Below are 14,740 nucleotides of genomic sequence, written 5' to 3' on the forward strand. Positions count from 1 at the left end.
GGGATTGCGTTGAGGTAGTGCTGCGGGCGGGGCGGCTAGATGGCCTTGCCGGGATTGAGAAGTTGCTGGGGGTCGATTGCCGCCTTGATGGCGTGCTGCACGTCGCGGCTGCCTTCCGAGAGTTCCAGCGCTGCCCATTCGCGCTTGATGGTCCCTACGCCGTGTTCACCGGTTACCGTGCCACCGAGGGAAAGCGCCACCTTCACCAGTTCAGTGGCAGCGTCTGTGAGGGAGGCAGGCGGGTTCGCGCCGTCGTCGGGCGTTTTGTCCTTGGTGATCAGCGGGTGGAGGTTGCCGTCGCCAGCGTGCGACACGGCCGAAATTGCCACACCGAACCGCGCTTCCAAGGCGGGGAAGGCCGCGTACACCTTGGGCAGTTGGGACTTGGGTACTGCGATGTCCTCGCCGATGTACCACTTGTCCTGCGGGAGGCCGCGGCCGCTGCGGCGCAGTTCCCACAGCAGCACGGCGTCGTCGTCGGATTCCACCGTGACGCGGCCTCCGGCAGCTGTGAGCGCTGTGGCGAGGTGGGCGGCTTGGTCGCCGATGCCATAGCCGTCGATTTCGATGAGGATCAGCGCGGCGCCCCTTTCCCGTAGCGCGGTTCCGGAGTGCGCGTCGATGTTGGCCAGGCTGGGGGTGTCGAAGAATTCGATCGCGGCCGGTCGGACAGGGGAGAGGGTGATGGCCGCGAGGCCTTCGGCGCCCTCTGCCGTGCTGTTGAAGAAGGCGGTGACGGTCTTGCGGGCCACGGGGATAGGGCGCAACCGGACTGTCGCTTTGGTGACGATGCCGAGGATACCTTCGGAGCCGACGAACAACGAGGTGAGGTCCAGTCCCGTAACGCCCTTGATGGAGCGGTGGCCGACTGTGATGAGGCTGCCGTTGGGGAGAACGACGTCGAGCGACAGAACGGATTCGCGCGTCACCCCGTATTTGGCGCACCTGAGTCCGCCTGCGTTGGTGGCGATATTGCCCCCGATGGAGGAAATATCGAAACTTGCCGGATCCGGCGCGTAGAAAAGACCGAATGGCTCAAGGTGTCTATTGAGATCCGCATTGATGACACCGGGTTCAACTACTGCCACTTCATCCAGCGGGGAGACCTCAACGATGCGGGTGAGTTTCTCGGTGGAGATAACTATCTGGTCCATGTGTGCCGTGGCGCCTCCCGACAGGCCGGTCCCGGCGCCGCGCGGCACTACCGTCACGCCAAGCTCTGCGGCCAGCTTCACGGCTGCCTGGACCTCGGCGGTTGTGGTGGGAAGTACGACGGCGGGACCCGGGTTTCCGCTGGAGGCTGCGGTTTTGGCGGTGGCTGCGTCGTGGCTGTAGCGGGTGGTCCCGGTGCCGGGCTCCAGGATCTCAATGCCTTCGGCCCTTTGCCTGAGCTCGCCGATGTAGTCGTGAATGTGTTCGTGTATTGAGGTGTCTTCTTCAGTGAGCTGTGTTGTCATGCCGGTGTCTTTCTGTCCGGGTGCATGACAAGGCATTCCTGCGCGAAGCACCCAAAGGCTTTTGATGGAAATCCCGGTCACAATTGACTGGGTCCTCAAAAGCTAGCCGGATTCGGAATTTACCCGCGAGTTTTCCTGAAATGCCGATCAATAATTCTCAACCGGGGGTAGTAAACGGGATTATTTAGTAAGAAGGCGCAATTTAGAGAAACTATTCATTCTCGGCGGATCCGTCTTGCCTGCCAGCGGGGCCGAGATGACGATTGTGGTCTGTTTGTTGCGCCAAAACGTCGCCCCAAGAAGTTCCATGTCGTGGCGTTACTGCTGGAGACGTTCGTCTTTGTTGCGGGGGAGCGACGTACGTAATCTCGTGCATGCATCGGCTCTGAAGAAGAGCAATCTCCGTCGCACGAGGATCCCTGAAGGACGTCTTTGCTTTCACGTCCGCTGGGTGTCGGCGGATCATCCCCAGCATCCTCACACCATCTCCGTTCATGGCCTGGAGCATCTGCAGGCCATCCCTCCCGCAAAGGAATATGTCCGTGTCTTCACCCCAAGACAACTCGTCCACCCGCATCGTCGCTGGTGAGACTGCGTCCAAGCCCAAGCGTGGCCGCACAGTAGAGATCGCCCTGGCCGTTGGTTTGGTGCTGCTCATTGGTGCTGGTGCCGCGGTTGCGTCGGCTGTTTCCAACAGCAACCAGGCAGCCCCGGCTCCTGCCACCACGCCCGCTGCCGAGCTCAAGCTCGGTTACTTCAGCAACGTCACGCACGGCCCGGCGCTGGTGGGCACCAGCAAGGGCATTTTCGCCAAGGAACTGGGCGAGACCAAGCTCACCACCCAGGTCTTCAACGCCGGCCCGGCCGCCATTGAAGCCCTGAACGCCGGAGCGATCGATGCCACGTACATCGGCCCGAACCCGGCGATCAACTCCTACGTCAAGAGCAATGGCGAGTCCATCAGCATCATCGCCGGTGCCGCTTCCGGTGGTGCGCAGTTGGTGGTCAAGCCGGAGATCACCTCCGCTGCCGACCTCAAGGGCAAGGTCCTGAGCACGCCCCAGCTCGGTGGAACCCAGGACGTGGCATTGCGTGCCTGGTTGGGCCATCAGGGGTTCAAGACCAACACCGATGGCAGTGGTGATGTGAACATCAACCCGACCGAAAACGCGCAGTCGCTCAAGCTCTTCCAGGACGGAAAGCTCGACGGCGCGTGGTTGCCTGAGCCGTGGGCTTCCCGTCTGGTCCTGGAGGCCGGGGCGAAGGTCCTGGTGGACGAGAAGGACCTGTGGGAGAACGGTGACTTCACCACCACCATCCTGATTGTGAACAAGAAGTTCGCCGCGGAGCACCCGGAAACTGTGAAGGCACTTTTGAAGGGTCACGTGGAGTCGGTGAACTGGCTCAACAATGCTTCGGCGCAGGAGAAGGCGACCACCATCAACGCGGTCCTCAAGGACACTGCCGGTAAGCCGCTCCCGGCGAACGTGATTGAGCGTGCACTCCAGAACATCAAGTTCACCACTGACCCGCTCGCCGGGACGTACAAGAAGCTCCTCCAGGACGGCGTGGACGCGGGAACCACCAAGACCGCCGACATCAACGGCATCTTTGACCTCCGCACCCTGAACGAGGTCGAAGGCAAGAAAACCTCAGCCGCAGGACTCGGCCAGGAGTAGGTGCTGAAGTAAGAGCTGGCAATGGCTGAAACGAGGTGCCCGGGATGGATATCCCGGGCACCTCTTGTCTTGGTGCGGCGACCTACGCCGTCTCCGCGGGGTCGACACTCCCCGGTTCCGGATCGAAGCTGTAGGGAACCCTCAGGGGGAGGTTGAAATCCATGATGAGCTCGTTGACAGCCTGGGACACTGCGTCCCTGGCGTCATCGCTGAGGCCTGCTTCTGCAGTGCAATATGCCAGAACCTGGCCCCTGCTCGCGTTGCCGCCATTGGCGAGCTGGGCAACCCAAACGTCATCGGGGTTGAATGCGAGCAGATCGATGGCAGCCATCGTGAGCGCCTGCTGGTCGAAGCTGTTCATGACGCACCTCAGTTACTTCGATTCTAAAGATGCAAGTCTAGCTAGCTAAGAGATTCGGGAACAGCGCATCCGGCAGATAACACCTACAGTGGATGTATGGCTGCCAGCCGCAATCCGCTCGATGAGCTGCGTGAAACCATTGGCCATCTGGCCAATCAGCTCAAGCTGCCCGGTTCGGAGCGCGTCGACGACCTGGTAGGCGATCTTATCGGGGCCAAGCCCGGGCCGGCCCGGCCGCTCTCCGAGGTCCAGGCCGAACTCGACGCTTTGGTCGGACTCCAGACCGTGAAGGAACAGGTCCGCGCCCTGGTCGCCATGCTCCGGGTCCAGGCCCGCCGGAAAACGCACGGTCTGCCGGAAGTGGCCACATCCCAGCATCTGGTTTTCCTCGGAAACCCGGGCACGGGCAAGACCACCGTGGCCCGGCTGCTTGCGGAGATGTACCGCGCGGTCGGTCTGCTGCAGAAGGGGCACCTGGTTGAGGTCGATCGTTCGGGACTGGTAGGGCAGTACGTCGGAGCGACCGCCATCAAGACGGACCGGGTGATCCGGCGGGCACTGGACGGTGTCCTCTTTATCGACGAGGCCTATGCGTTGGCCCCGGAGGATGGGCGGACGGACTTCGGCCCGGAGGCCATTGAAGTCCTTCTTAAGCGGATGGAGGACCATCGCCACCGCCTGGTGGTGATTGTTGCCGGCTACCCGCGGTTAATGGAAGCCTTCCTGCTCTCCAACCCCGGACTGCGCTCACGGTTCGCCCGGGAGATCACCTTCCCGGACTACTCAGTGGACGAACTCCAAACGATTTTCCACCAGATGCTTGCCCAGCATGAGTACCTGCTCGAACCCGGAGCGGACCTGATGCTGCGTCGCATCCTCGCTGGGCTTCACGCGGGCGAGGACTCCGGCAACGCACGGTTCGCCCGCACGCTGTTTGAGCAAGCACTCAACCGGCAGGCATTGCGACTCTCCCTCGATGAAGGACAAAGCTTGGAAGCTCTTGATCGTGAGGCCGTCATGACGCTCACCGCCGATGACATCGTGGAGGCAGCGCTGGCTTTGGGCGAGGAGCCCGAGCCGGAACAGCCGCCCGAACCTGAGCGGCCCCGTTGGTGGCGCTGGCTGGCCTGACCTGCTCGACCCAACAGCAGGGCCAAAGGAGTGCAGCACCTTCCCTCGGAACAAAGCCCCTAGAACAGTGGCCAGGGCACCGCAGGCATGTCGCCGCTTGGAGCGGGGAAACGCCCTGCCAAGTGCAACCGGGCGCAGCGCTCCGTCAGTGATGCCATTTCTTCGGCGCTGAGCAAGTCTGCCAGGTCTTGGCCCAAGCGACCAGGCAGTTCATCGCTGATGTGGCCGATGCCCTCACGTTCGTCCGCGGTCAGGTCCTCTCCCAGCCAGCCCCAAAGCACTGTACGCAGCTTGTGGTCACTGTGGAAGGTGAGCCCATGGTCCACGCCGTGGCGGTGTCCGTCCGGCATGGCAAGAATGTGGTTGCCCTTCCGGTCAGCGTTGTTGACCACCAGGTCGAAGACTGCCATGCGCCTGAGCTCCGGCGAATCTTCGTGAATAAGGGCCACCAGCTGTCCGTTCTCATCTTGTCCTTCAAGGACTTGCTTCCAGCCTGAGTCCGGCACGTCCTCTGCTGCCACCAGGTCCACGGGATGTTGGGCCGGATCCGGTTCCTGCCAGAGCTGGACCATTCCTTCGCCCAGAGGACCATCACGCAGCCAGGTCTCGGGCACGATGTTCCAACCCAGCGCCTGCGAAACCAGGTATGCAGCCACCTCCCGGTGGGCCAGGGCGCCGTCGGGAAAAATCCCACAGCGGACTTTCGCCGGCTATGGGCTTGTAGACCACCTGTGTATCGCCGATGCTGCCCAGAAAAGTAGCGTTGGAGGCCGTCGTGATGCGGCCCGTGAGCTTCAGCTCGGTGGTCACGAGGTCCGGCGTTGGCATCAGACCTCGGGAAGGGTGCACGTGTGCCCGTCTGCATCCATGGGGTAACCGCAAATCGGGCATATCGGACGCCCGGCATCGACGATCTCACGGGTGCGCTTGGCAAACGCGCGCGCCGTGCCCACCGGCATTCGCAGCAACATCATTTCGGCTTTGTTGGCGCCGTCCTCAAGCGGTTCGCCGTCAGCATCGACGTCGGTGATGGGGTAGGCCTCTACGACTATCTGTGCCGTGGTTGGGTCCCAATCCAGGGTCATGGCGCCGGCGCGGAATTGCTCCTGAGGGGCTTCGAGGGGGTCGTTGTCGACCAGTTCGATGGGCGTACTTTTGGGAATGCTGAAGGGGTTGCCTTCGATGGTGATGAGCTGGTCCAGAATTTCGTCGATCTTCTCCGCGAGTTGGGCCGATTGCTGCTTCTCGAGGGCAATACTTACGATTTCTGCCCCTGCGCGCACCTGCAGGTAGAACGTGCGGGCTCCCGGAAGGCCGATGGTTCCGATGACAACCCGATCAGGCCAGGCAAACTCGTAAACACGTGTAGGCATGTCAGTATCTTAGGCACATGCGGTTCATGTCGTCTTCTGCCCCGCCCCGCCCCCCACCGGCGCATCGGCGGAACGGATGCCGTTCGCGAGCCAGGAGAGATCCCCGGCTTCCGTGTTGGTCGCGTAGACACTGGGCCGGTCAGCGCCGTAGTGGACGATTGATACGGAGGCAGGGTTCACGTTTATGCGCTGGAACAGGTCAAGGTGCATGCCGAACGCGTCAGCGAGGATCGACTTGATCACATCACCATGACTCACGGCAGCCCACACGGCAGCAGGCCCGAACTCGGCTTCGAAGGCTGCATCGTGGCGTCGGATCGCTGCGACAGACCGGGCCTGCATCGCGGCCATGGACTCACCACCGGGAAAGACGACGGCGGATGGTTGCGACTGCACCAGAGGCCACAAGTCCTCGGTCGCCAGATCGCTGAGTTTGCGTCCCTGCCACTGGCCGTAATCGCACTCATTGAGATCGGGTTCAACCGGCGCGTATGGCGCGTTGGACTGGCGGTCGAGGATGAGCCTGGCGGTTTGCCGACAACGATCAAGGGGGCTTGATACCACCCCGGCCAAGGGAACGGCGGCGAGCCGGTCTCCGGTCAGGGCTGCCTGGTCGCGGCCGATCCCGTCCAGGCTGACGCCGGCGGCCCGGCCGGCCAAAAGACCAGAGGCGTTGGCAGTGGTGCGGCCATGCCGCACGAGGATAAGAGTCGCCATCCAACCAGCCTAACGATCACCGCAGCATCCATATCGGCTACAGCCGGTTACAGCCGTTTTGACGACGACGACAGGACATCCCGGCACGGACCCACTTCGCCGGTTTTTCGGGGGTTTGCGGCCGTGCCGGGGGCATTCCATTACAGCTGGAAGTTGTTGCGCGTGTCACATTTGTTTGCATCAAGTCCTAACGACCCTGATCCTTGCAAGACCTAGTTTTTTTATCGCTTGTCAGAGCGTGCCCAATGGAGGACACAATTTATGACTAACGTTCTTTGGTTTTCTGAGCTTGGCTTGTCCGACCTCGACCAGGTTGGCGGCAAGAACGCATCGCTTGGGGAAATGGTTCGAAATCTCGCCTCTGCAGGGGTGAAGGTTCCGGGCGGTTTCGCGACGACGGCGGACGCTTACCGGCGTTTCCTGGCGGAGTCGAACCTGGATGCGAGGATTGAAGAAATTCTTGAGGGCCTGGACAGCGGCGACGTCGCCGCTCTGGCCAAGGTTGGCCAGGAAATCCGCAACCTGATCCGTGACACACCGTTCCCGGCCGGATTCGAAGAAGACATCCGGACCGCTTATGAGCGCCTCACCCGGGATCATGGCGGGGACGTGTCGTGGGCGGTACGTTCAAGTGCCACTGCTGAGGACCTTCCTGATGCATCCTTTGCCGGCCAGCAGGAGACGTTCCTGAACATCCGCGGCATCGGCAACATTCTGCTCGCCATCAAGGATGTATTTGCTTCCCTTTACAACGACCGGGCCATCGCTTACCGCGTGCACCACGGCTTCACCCACTCGGAAGTGGCACTTTCGGCCGGTATCCAGCGGATGGTGCGTTCCGACGTCGGCGCCTCCGGCGTCATGTTCACCATGGACACCGAAACGGGCTTCACTGACGCGGTGTTCATCACGTCCTCGTACGGGCTGGGAGAAGCTGTGGTCCAGGGGGCTGTGAACCCGGACGAGTTCTATGTCTACAAACCCGCCCTGGAGGCAGGCCGTCCGGCGGTACTCAAGCGTGGTCTGGGGGAGAAGGCCGTGCAGATGGTGTACACCGACTCCGAAGAGGTCGGCAGGACCGTTGACTTCATCCCTGTGCCACAGGATTCCCGGAGCCGCTTCAGCCTTAGCGACGCTGAGGTCGAGCAGCTTGCCCGCCACGCCGTGGCGATTGAACGGCACTATGGCCGGCCGATGGATATCGAGTGGGGCAAGGACGGTGTGGACGGGGAGCTCTACATTCTGCAGGCCCGACCGGAAACTGTTGAGTCGCGCAAGGCAGCGGGCGTTACGTCCCGCTACACGCTCACCGAGCGCTCCACAGTCTTGGTCGAGGGGCGGGCCATCGGTCAGCGCATTGGAGCCGGCCAGGTCCGGGTACTGTCCTCCATTGACCAGATGGCATCGTTCCAGGAAGGCGACGTCCTGGTGGCGAACATGACCGACCCCGACTGGGAACCGATCATGAAGAAGGCCGCTGCGATTGTCACGGACCGTGGCGGGCGGACCTGCCACGCTGCGATCATCGCCCGCGAACTGGGCATCCCGGCCGTGGTCGGCACCGGATACGCGTCCCAGATCCTCAAGGATGGAGTACCGGTTACGGTGTCCTGCGCCGAGGGCGAAGCCGGGCTCGTGTACGAAGGATTGCTGGATTACACCCTCCAGGAGACAAGCCTGGAAACCATGCCCGAAGCTCCGGTGAAGATCATGATGAACGTTGGAACGCCGGAGCAGGCGTTCAGTTTCGCCAAGCTGCCCAACCACGGCGTCGGCCTGGCCCGTCTGGAGTTCATCATCAACCGTCAGATCGGTGTCCACCCCAACGCCTTGTTGGCTGTAGCGGGAGAGCTCGAGCGCCCGGCAACCCTGGATGACTACACCGTCCGTCACATCCAGGAGAAAATCGCCGCCTACGACGGTCCACGCGACTACTACGTCAGGCGCCTGGCCGAGGGGATCTCGACCATAGCCGCGGCCTTCGCCCCGGAACCGGTGATCATCCGGCTCTCGGACTTCAAATCGAACGAATACGCCAACCTGGTGGGCGGTCCGGCCTTCGAACCCGAAGAGGAAAACCCCATGATCGGCTACCGGGGCGCCTCCCGGTATCTCTCCGCGGCCTTCAGGCAGGCCTTCGAACTCGAGTGCGAAGCGCTGAAGTTTGTTCGCAACGAAATGGGCCTGACCAACATCAAGCTCATGGTTCCGTTCGTGCGGACCCTGGACGAGGCACGCGGCGTGACCGAGCTCCTCGCCGCCAACGGGTTGCGGCGGGGAGAAAACGGGCTTGAGATCGTGATGATGTGTGAATTGCCCGCGAACGCACTCCTCGCCGATGAGTTCCTGGAGTACTTTGACGGCTTCTCCATCGGTTCCAACGACTTGACGCAGCTCACCCTTGGCTTGGACCGTGACTCCGCATTGGTTGCCGAAGGCTTCGATGAGCGCAATCCTGCCGTCACCAAACTGCTGGAGATGGCGATTGCGGCGTGCCGCGCCAAGGGACGGTATGTCGGGATCTGCGGTCAAGGCCCCAGCGACCACCCGGACTTTGCCGAGTGGCTCCTGGGACAAGGCATCAGCTCCATCTCGCTGAACCCGGACGCGGTGACCGAGACCTGGCTGCGCCTGGCCCGCACCACACGTACCACCAGCCCCACCGTCTAAATGGCAGACCACACCACCGTGGGGGCAGGCTCCGAGTCTTCCCCCACGGTGTTCTTTCTTTCCGACAGCACCGGAATTACGGCCGAAACTCTTGGCAATACGCTGCTGACCCAGTTCCCCGGCCAACGGCTGGAACGGCGCACCATCCCCTTCATTACTACGGTCGAGCAGGCGCGCGAGGTAGTTGCGCTGATTGACCGGGTGGCGGCCACAGGTCCGGTCCCGATCATCTTTTCCACTGCCGTGGGACAGGACATCCGTGCCGTCCTGTCCCAAAGCCGGGGGCAGTTCTTTGACTTGTTCGGTGCGCACATCGGGAAACTTGAAGCCACTCTCGGTGCCACAGCCAACGGCAAACCGGGCCAGGCTCACGGTGTGGGCGACGCTGTCCGCTACCAGTCCCGGATGGCAGCCGTCGAATACGCCATAGAACACGACGACGGCCAATCCCTCCGCGCGCTGGAGCGCGCCGAACTGATCCTCATCGCTCCGTCCCGTTGCGGTAAGACCCCCACCACCATGTACCTGGCACTGCAGCACGGAATCCTCGCCGCCAATTTCCCGCTGGTTGAAGAGGACTTTGACAACATGACGCTCCCAAAACCCTTGCTGCCCTTCGCGAACAAGTGCTTTGGCCTGACCTCCCAGCCCGTCCGGCTGAGCCAGATCCGCCAGGAACGACGCCCGGGCAGCAGCTACGCCTCTTTGAACCAATGCAGCTTTGAGCTGCGGAACGCCGAAGACATGTACCGGGCCAACAACATCCCCTATGTGAATTCCGCATCCATGTCCGTGGAGGAAATCTCTGCCACCGTCCTCCAACGGATGCAACTGCATCACTGACAGCGGGCCGCTGGGCCGGCAGCATCAAGTATGGAAACGCTGCAACTGTCCGGATGGGATATGTTGTTATCCGCCGTCGTTGCTGATGCCCGGCGCGAAACCCAGCTACATGCAGACCCCTAGTCAGGAGCACCCGTGCCCAAGAGCCCCCGTGACGGGATTGATGCGCAGATACTGGCGGAGCTTCGACGCAACGCACGGATCAGCCTGGCGCAACTTGGTGAGAAGGTACTCCTGTCCCGCAATGCCGTAAGGCAGCGGATCGAGCGGATGGAGCGTAACGGCACAATCAGCGGCTACACCATCAGGGAGTCCGCCGGAGAGGGTGCACGGACGGTCAATGCCGTGCTCCTGATCCAGCGACAGGACAGGATGCGGGGCAGCGACGTCATTGCAGGGCTGCGGGCCATCCCGGAAATCGCCACGTGTGACGTTGTCAGTGGTGAGCTCGATCTGGTGGTACGGGTCGAAGCGCCGGACGCGGCCAGAATCCAGGAGATTTGGCGGGAAGTTTCGGAATTTCCCGGCGTCCGCGACATCACCACCGCGTTGTCTCTTTCGACGGTCATTGACAGGCAGGCTCCCCGCTGAGGTTGTCATTGCCGGCGTTTGCCAGTGTTTTGAGGTGTCCGTGCGGCATCAAGCCTTCAATGATGGCCAGTTCCAGGACGTCCTGGCCGGACACCTCTGCCCTGTGCGCAAGTCCGGCCGCTGCGGAGTAGCCCAGATATGGCACCAGCGCTGTGACCTGTGCGGTGGACGCCTGCGAACGGGACCGAAGCAACGGCTCGTTGGCTTCGATGCCGGTCACGCATAGCTCGCGAAGGATGTCGCAGCCGTTGGCCAGCCAGCCCATGGATTGCAGCAGGGCGTGGGCGATGACTGGCTCGAACGCGTTCAGTTGAAGCTGTCCGTTGTCTGCGGCCATGGTGACAGTGACGTCTGCGCCGGCGACGTAGAACGCGATCTGGTTGATGACCTCGGGGATTACTGGATTGACCTTGCCGGGCATGATCGAGGAGCCTGCCTGCCGCGGAGGGAGCCGGATCTCGGCCAGCCCGGTTTGGGGTCCGCTCGAGAGCAGGCGCAGGTCGCTGCAGATTTTGGAGAGCTTGATGGCGGTTCGTTTGAGAGCTCCTGAGAACGTCATGAACGCTCCGGTATCCCAAGTTGCTTCCACAAAGTCATGGGCACGGGTCAACGGGACTCCGCTGACCGCTGCCAGCTGGTCGATGACGCGTTCGACATACCGCGGGTCGGCAGTGATGCCGGTGCCGATCGCTGTGGCTCCCAGACTGCATTCCCGAAGCAGCGCAGCCGCTTCGTGCAGGCGGCGCTGGTCTTCCTCGAGGGTGACGGCGAAGGCAGTGAATTCCTGCCCGAGCGTCATGGGGACCGCGTCTTGCAATTGGGTCCGGCCGACTTTGGGAATTGCGGCGAACGCATTGCCGCGCTCGGCGAACGCCGCTGAAAGCAGGGCCAGGCGTTCCAGGAGGTCCTCCAGTGCGAACACCAGAGCCAGGCGCAGCGCTGTCGGGTAGACATCGTTGGTGGACTGGCATTTGTTGACGTGCCCGATCGGGTCGATCACATCGTATGAGCCGCGGGGATGACCCAGTGACTGCAACGCCAAGTTGGCGATGACCTCGTTGGCGTTCATGTTCGTCGACGTTCCGGCCCCGCCTTGGATGACGTCCACGGGGAAAGCTTCGTCGACCTTGCCGGCAGCTACAGTGTCACAGGCTGTGACGATCGCGTGGCCGATGTCGGCCGGGATCAGGCCGATTTCGGTGTTGGTCAGCGCCGCGGCCTTCTTCACAACCGCGAGTGCGCGGACCAGGTGCCGGTGGCTTCCCAGCTGGATGCCGCTGACGGGGAAATTGAGGATTGCCCGTTCGGTGTGGATGCCCCAGAGGGCGGATGTGGGGACGGCCACGGAGCCCAGGCTGTCCTGTTCGATTCTGACCCCTGTTTCATGTCCAGCTCCGGTGCTCATGAGGCGATCGCAATGACTTTGGGTTGGGTCATTTCCTCGTAGGCGAAGTGGACGCCTTCCCGCCCCATGCTGCCGTATTTCGAGCCGCCGAATGGCATGGCGTCGTGTCGGTAGTCGGAAGAGTCGTTGATCATGACGCCGCCCGCGTCGATGGCTTTGGCGGCCCGCAAGGCGAGGCTGAGGTCTTTGGTGAACACGCCGGCCTGCAGGGCGTACTCGCTGTCGTTGGCCAGTGCGATGGCTTCTTCGGCTGAGTCGAACGGTTCAACGAGGACAACTGGTGCGAAGAGTTCTTCGCTCCAGGCTTCGCAGCTGCGGGGTACTCCGGTGAGCACAGCGGGGGTGAGAACCGGTCCGTTCAGGATCCCGCCGGTCAGCAGTTTTGCCCCGGCCGATACGGCCTCATCGATCTTCCGCTTCGCATCTGCCGCGGAGGCGTGGCTGATCATGGGGCCCACATCGGTCTCTTCGTTGCGGGGATCACCGGCTTTTAAGGCGGCAGTTTCGGCGACAAAGGCATCCAGGAAGGGCTCGAAGACAGTTCGCTGGACCAGGATCCGTTGGGCGCCGATGCAGTTCTGGCCCGCTGCCCAGAAGGAGCCGGACACGCAGGCTTGTACGGCTGCTGGAAGGTCCGCGTCATCGAAGACGATGACAGGAGCGTTGCCGCCAAGTTCCATGGACAGGCGTTTGATGCCGGCATTCGCGGCGATGGCACGGCCGGTGGCGAACCCTCCGGTGAAGGAGACCATTCGGACCAGTTTCGAGGAGATGATTGTCTGCGCCACTGTGCGGTCACCGAGGACAACGGTGACAAAGTCCGCCGGGAGCCCGGCCTCGCGCAGGAGGTCCACCAGGAAGATGGCCGTCAGGGGTGTCAGCTGCGAAGGCTTGAGGATGACGGCGTTGCCGCCTGCGATTGCCGGGCCGAGCTTGTGCGCCACCAGATTCAGGGCGTCGTTGTAGGGCGTGATCGCAGCGATGAGGCCCAACGGTTCGCGAGTGAACCATCCCTGCCGGTTCTCAGAACCGGCGAACGAGTCGAAGGGTACGACTTCGCCGACGTTCCGGCGGGTTTCCGCTGCCGAGAGCTTGAGCGTGTTCACCGCGCGGGAGACTTCCTTGCGGGCCTGCTTGATGGTCTTTCCGGCCTCGGCAACGATCAGCTCGGCGACTTGCTGCGACCGTTGCTGCAGCAGTTCCGCTGCCGTGTCCAGGATCAGTCCACGCTCGTGGCGCGGCATGGCCGCCGCTGCCGGGGCCGCTGCGGCGGCGCGGATGAGCTCAATGCGGACTTCCGCTTCGGTGCGCTGTGGCAGGCTGGCCAGGAGTCCGCCGTCGAATTTGTTGCGAACCACCAGATCCTTGATGGTGGCTTCGCTCCGGCTTTGGGCGGTTGCTGTATCAGGCACGGACGGCTCCTTGGGCGAATTCGTCGACGGCAATGATGTCGGAAATGAGGGCGTAGGCGGTCTCAACACGTCCCGCTCCAGGGCCGGACACCGTCACGGCACCGAGCAGATCGGTTGTGAAGGACACGGCATTGGTGGCGCCGGAAATACCAGCCAGTGGGTGGCCCGCCGGCAACGCTACGGGCTGGACTGTGGCGGCGATGCTGCCGTCATCTTCACGTCGCACTTCACCGATCAGCTTCCACCGGAGACCGCCTGCCAATGCCTGGGCGACGTCATCGCTGGTGATGTCTTGGATGCCGGTAGTTTCCACGTCGCTTGGCCGGATGTTTGCGTCGAGCAGTTCGTTGGCCAGGATCGCGACCTTCAACCGGACATCGGAGCCCCCGATGTCCGCGGTTGGATCAGCCTCCGCGAAACCGAGATCCTGGGCTTCGGAGATCGCCTCGTCCAAGCCCAGGCCGGCTTCCATGCGCCCCAGAACATAGTTGCTGGTCCCGTTCAGGATTCCTTGAACGGCGTTCAGCTCCAGTCCTCCGAGCATTTTTTGCGCCAAACGGATCACGGGCGTCCCGCTCATGACGGCGCCCTCGTACTCGAAACGGACTCCGTTCTCCGCGGCGAGGGTGCTCAGTTCCTGGCCACGCAAGGCCACGGGACCCTTATTGGTGGTCACCACATGCTTGCCCGACTCGATGGCCCACTTCACGTGGGAAACGGCCGGTTCTCCGTCGATGGGACTGGTAAAAGTGGCCTCGACGACGATGTCGGCAGGGCTGTTCCTGATGACGTCTTCGTTTCGGGGGTCCGGGCTTCCGCCGGGGAGACCCTCGAAGGAAGAGCCCCGGGGCATGGCCAGGACGGAGGCCAAATCAATGCCGTCGCCCTGGACAAGGGAGCCGAAGGCGAGGTCCGTGATGGCTACGACGCGGAGCTCGAATCCGAGGGAAGCGAATCGGCCGGGTTCGTCGCGGATCAGTTCGGCCAAGGCGCGGTTCACGCCTCCGAAACCAATCAGGGCCAGGTTGTACGTCGTCACGGTGTTCTCCTTGATAGGGCGTTTTGCTGTCCTTCAAGCCTCTGTCCAGGAAGTGTCAGTTC

Annotated in this window: 12 protein-coding genes and 1 pseudogene; 5 read left to right on the top strand and 8 right to left on the bottom strand. The window is 62.5% G+C overall.

The annotated features are described in order from the left end of the window. Positions 1-35: 35 nt before the first annotated feature. A complete protein-coding gene (locus IEY62_RS10420) occupies positions 36-1,457 on the bottom strand; it encodes an FAD-binding oxidoreductase (protein ID WP_189017060.1) in 1,422 nt (473 codons plus the stop codon). Between the two features lie 536 nt (positions 1,458-1,993). On the opposite strand from IEY62_RS10420, the gene IEY62_RS10425 reads away from it, so the two are divergent. Further along, positions 1,994-3,136 carry an ABC transporter substrate-binding protein gene (locus IEY62_RS10425; protein WP_189017063.1) on the top strand — a complete coding sequence of 381 codons (1,143 nt, stop codon included), beginning with the start codon at positions 1,994-1,996 and terminating at the stop codon, positions 3,134-3,136. Between the two features lie 82 nt (positions 3,137-3,218). On the opposite strand, the gene IEY62_RS10430 is transcribed toward IEY62_RS10425, so the two are convergent. Next, positions 3,219-3,497 (bottom strand): hypothetical protein, encoded by a 279-nt coding sequence (locus tag IEY62_RS10430; protein ID WP_189017066.1) that lies wholly within the window; start codon positions 3,495-3,497, stop codon positions 3,219-3,221. A gap of 96 nt (positions 3,498-3,593) precedes the next feature. Between IEY62_RS10430 and IEY62_RS10435 the strand changes: the two genes are divergently transcribed. Then, entirely contained in the window at positions 3,594-4,628 is a 1,035-nt protein-coding gene (locus tag IEY62_RS10435) for an AAA family ATPase (RefSeq protein ID WP_189017069.1), read from the top strand. A gap of 59 nt (positions 4,629-4,687) precedes the next feature. Here IEY62_RS10435 and IEY62_RS10440 read toward each other — a convergent pair. The 3 genes and pseudogenes from IEY62_RS10440 to IEY62_RS10450 form a co-directional block, all read right to left on the bottom strand. Next, positions 4,688-5,456 (bottom strand): annotated as a pseudogene (locus IEY62_RS10440) (SCO1664 family protein). Next, positions 5,456-6,001, bottom strand: coding sequence for a DUF3090 domain-containing protein (locus IEY62_RS10445; RefSeq protein ID WP_189017072.1), 546 nt, complete (start codon positions 5,999-6,001; stop codon positions 5,456-5,458). Before IEY62_RS10445 ends, IEY62_RS10440 begins: the two are co-directional and overlap by 1 nt. A 24-nt stretch (positions 6,002-6,025) precedes the next feature. Then, positions 6,026-6,718: a histidine phosphatase family protein gene (locus IEY62_RS10450; protein ID WP_189017075.1), complete on the bottom strand. Its 693-nt coding sequence runs from the start codon at positions 6,716-6,718 to the stop codon at positions 6,026-6,028. Positions 6,719-6,979: 261 nt separating this feature from the next. Here IEY62_RS10450 and ppsA point away from each other — a divergent pair, with 261 nt between their 5' ends. The 3 genes from ppsA to IEY62_RS10465 all read left to right on the top strand — a co-directional run bounded on the left by ppsA (position 6,980) and on the right by IEY62_RS10465 (position 10,822). Beyond that, positions 6,980-9,388, top strand: coding sequence for a phosphoenolpyruvate synthase (gene ppsA / locus IEY62_RS10455; RefSeq protein ID WP_189017078.1), 2,409 nt, complete (start codon positions 6,980-6,982; stop codon positions 9,386-9,388). Further along, positions 9,389-10,231 (top strand): pyruvate, water dikinase regulatory protein, encoded by an 843-nt coding sequence (locus IEY62_RS10460; RefSeq protein WP_189017081.1) that lies wholly within the window; start codon positions 9,389-9,391, stop codon positions 10,229-10,231. 135 nt (positions 10,232-10,366) lie between these two features. Continuing rightward, on the top strand, positions 10,367-10,822 hold the full coding sequence (locus tag IEY62_RS10465) for an Lrp/AsnC family transcriptional regulator (protein ID WP_189017084.1): 456 nt from the start codon (positions 10,367-10,369) through the stop codon (positions 10,820-10,822). Here IEY62_RS10465 and IEY62_RS10470 read toward each other — a convergent pair. From IEY62_RS10470 to IEY62_RS10480, 3 genes are read right to left on the bottom strand one after another with little or no spacing between them, the layout of a single operon-like run. Then, on the bottom strand, positions 10,797-12,227 hold the full coding sequence (locus IEY62_RS10470) for an aspartate ammonia-lyase (protein WP_189017087.1): 1,431 nt from the start codon (positions 12,225-12,227) through the stop codon (positions 10,797-10,799). The two genes, IEY62_RS10465 and IEY62_RS10470, sit on opposite strands and share 26 nt — an antisense overlap. Further along, the gene (locus tag IEY62_RS10475) at positions 12,224-13,639 is read right to left on the bottom strand and encodes an aldehyde dehydrogenase family protein (RefSeq protein ID WP_189017089.1); all 1,416 of its coding nucleotides are present in this window, start codon (positions 13,637-13,639) and stop codon (positions 12,224-12,226) included. Before IEY62_RS10475 ends, IEY62_RS10470 begins: the two co-directional genes overlap by 4 nt. Next, positions 13,632-14,678 carry a homoserine dehydrogenase gene (locus tag IEY62_RS10480; protein WP_189017091.1) on the bottom strand — a complete coding sequence of 349 codons (1,047 nt, stop codon included), beginning with the start codon at positions 14,676-14,678 and terminating at the stop codon, positions 13,632-13,634. Before IEY62_RS10480 ends, IEY62_RS10475 begins: the two co-directional genes overlap by 8 nt. Positions 14,679-14,740: the final 62 nt, after the last annotated feature.

This window comes from Paenarthrobacter histidinolovorans (assembly GCF_014647595.1).
GTDB lineage: Bacteria > Actinomycetota > Actinomycetes > Actinomycetales > Micrococcaceae > Arthrobacter > Arthrobacter histidinolovorans.

Excerpts from the sequence above, each read along its gene's own strand:
- IEY62_RS10420 (WP_189017060.1), bottom strand. The coding sequence starts at position 1,457 with ATGACAACACAGCTCACTGAAGAAGACACCTCAATACACGAACACATT.
- IEY62_RS10425 (WP_189017063.1), top strand. The coding sequence starts at position 1,994 with ATGTCCGTGTCTTCACCCCAAGACAACTCGTCCACCCGCATCGTCGCT.
- IEY62_RS10430 (WP_189017066.1), bottom strand. The coding sequence starts at position 3,497 with ATGAACAGCTTCGACCAGCAGGCGCTCACGATGGCTGCCATCGATCTG.
- IEY62_RS10435 (WP_189017069.1), top strand. The coding sequence starts at position 3,594 with ATGGCTGCCAGCCGCAATCCGCTCGATGAGCTGCGTGAAACCATTGGC.
- IEY62_RS10445 (WP_189017072.1), bottom strand. The coding sequence starts at position 6,001 with ATGCCTACACGTGTTTACGAGTTTGCCTGGCCTGATCGGGTTGTCATC.
- IEY62_RS10450 (WP_189017075.1), bottom strand. The coding sequence starts at position 6,718 with ATGGCGACTCTTATCCTCGTGCGGCATGGCCGCACCACTGCCAACGCC.
- ppsA (WP_189017078.1), top strand. The coding sequence starts at position 6,980 with ATGACTAACGTTCTTTGGTTTTCTGAGCTTGGCTTGTCCGACCTCGAC.
- IEY62_RS10460 (WP_189017081.1), top strand. The coding sequence starts at position 9,389 with ATGGCAGACCACACCACCGTGGGGGCAGGCTCCGAGTCTTCCCCCACG.
- IEY62_RS10470 (WP_189017087.1), bottom strand. The coding sequence starts at position 12,227 with ATGAGCACCGGAGCTGGACATGAAACAGGGGTCAGAATCGAACAGGAC.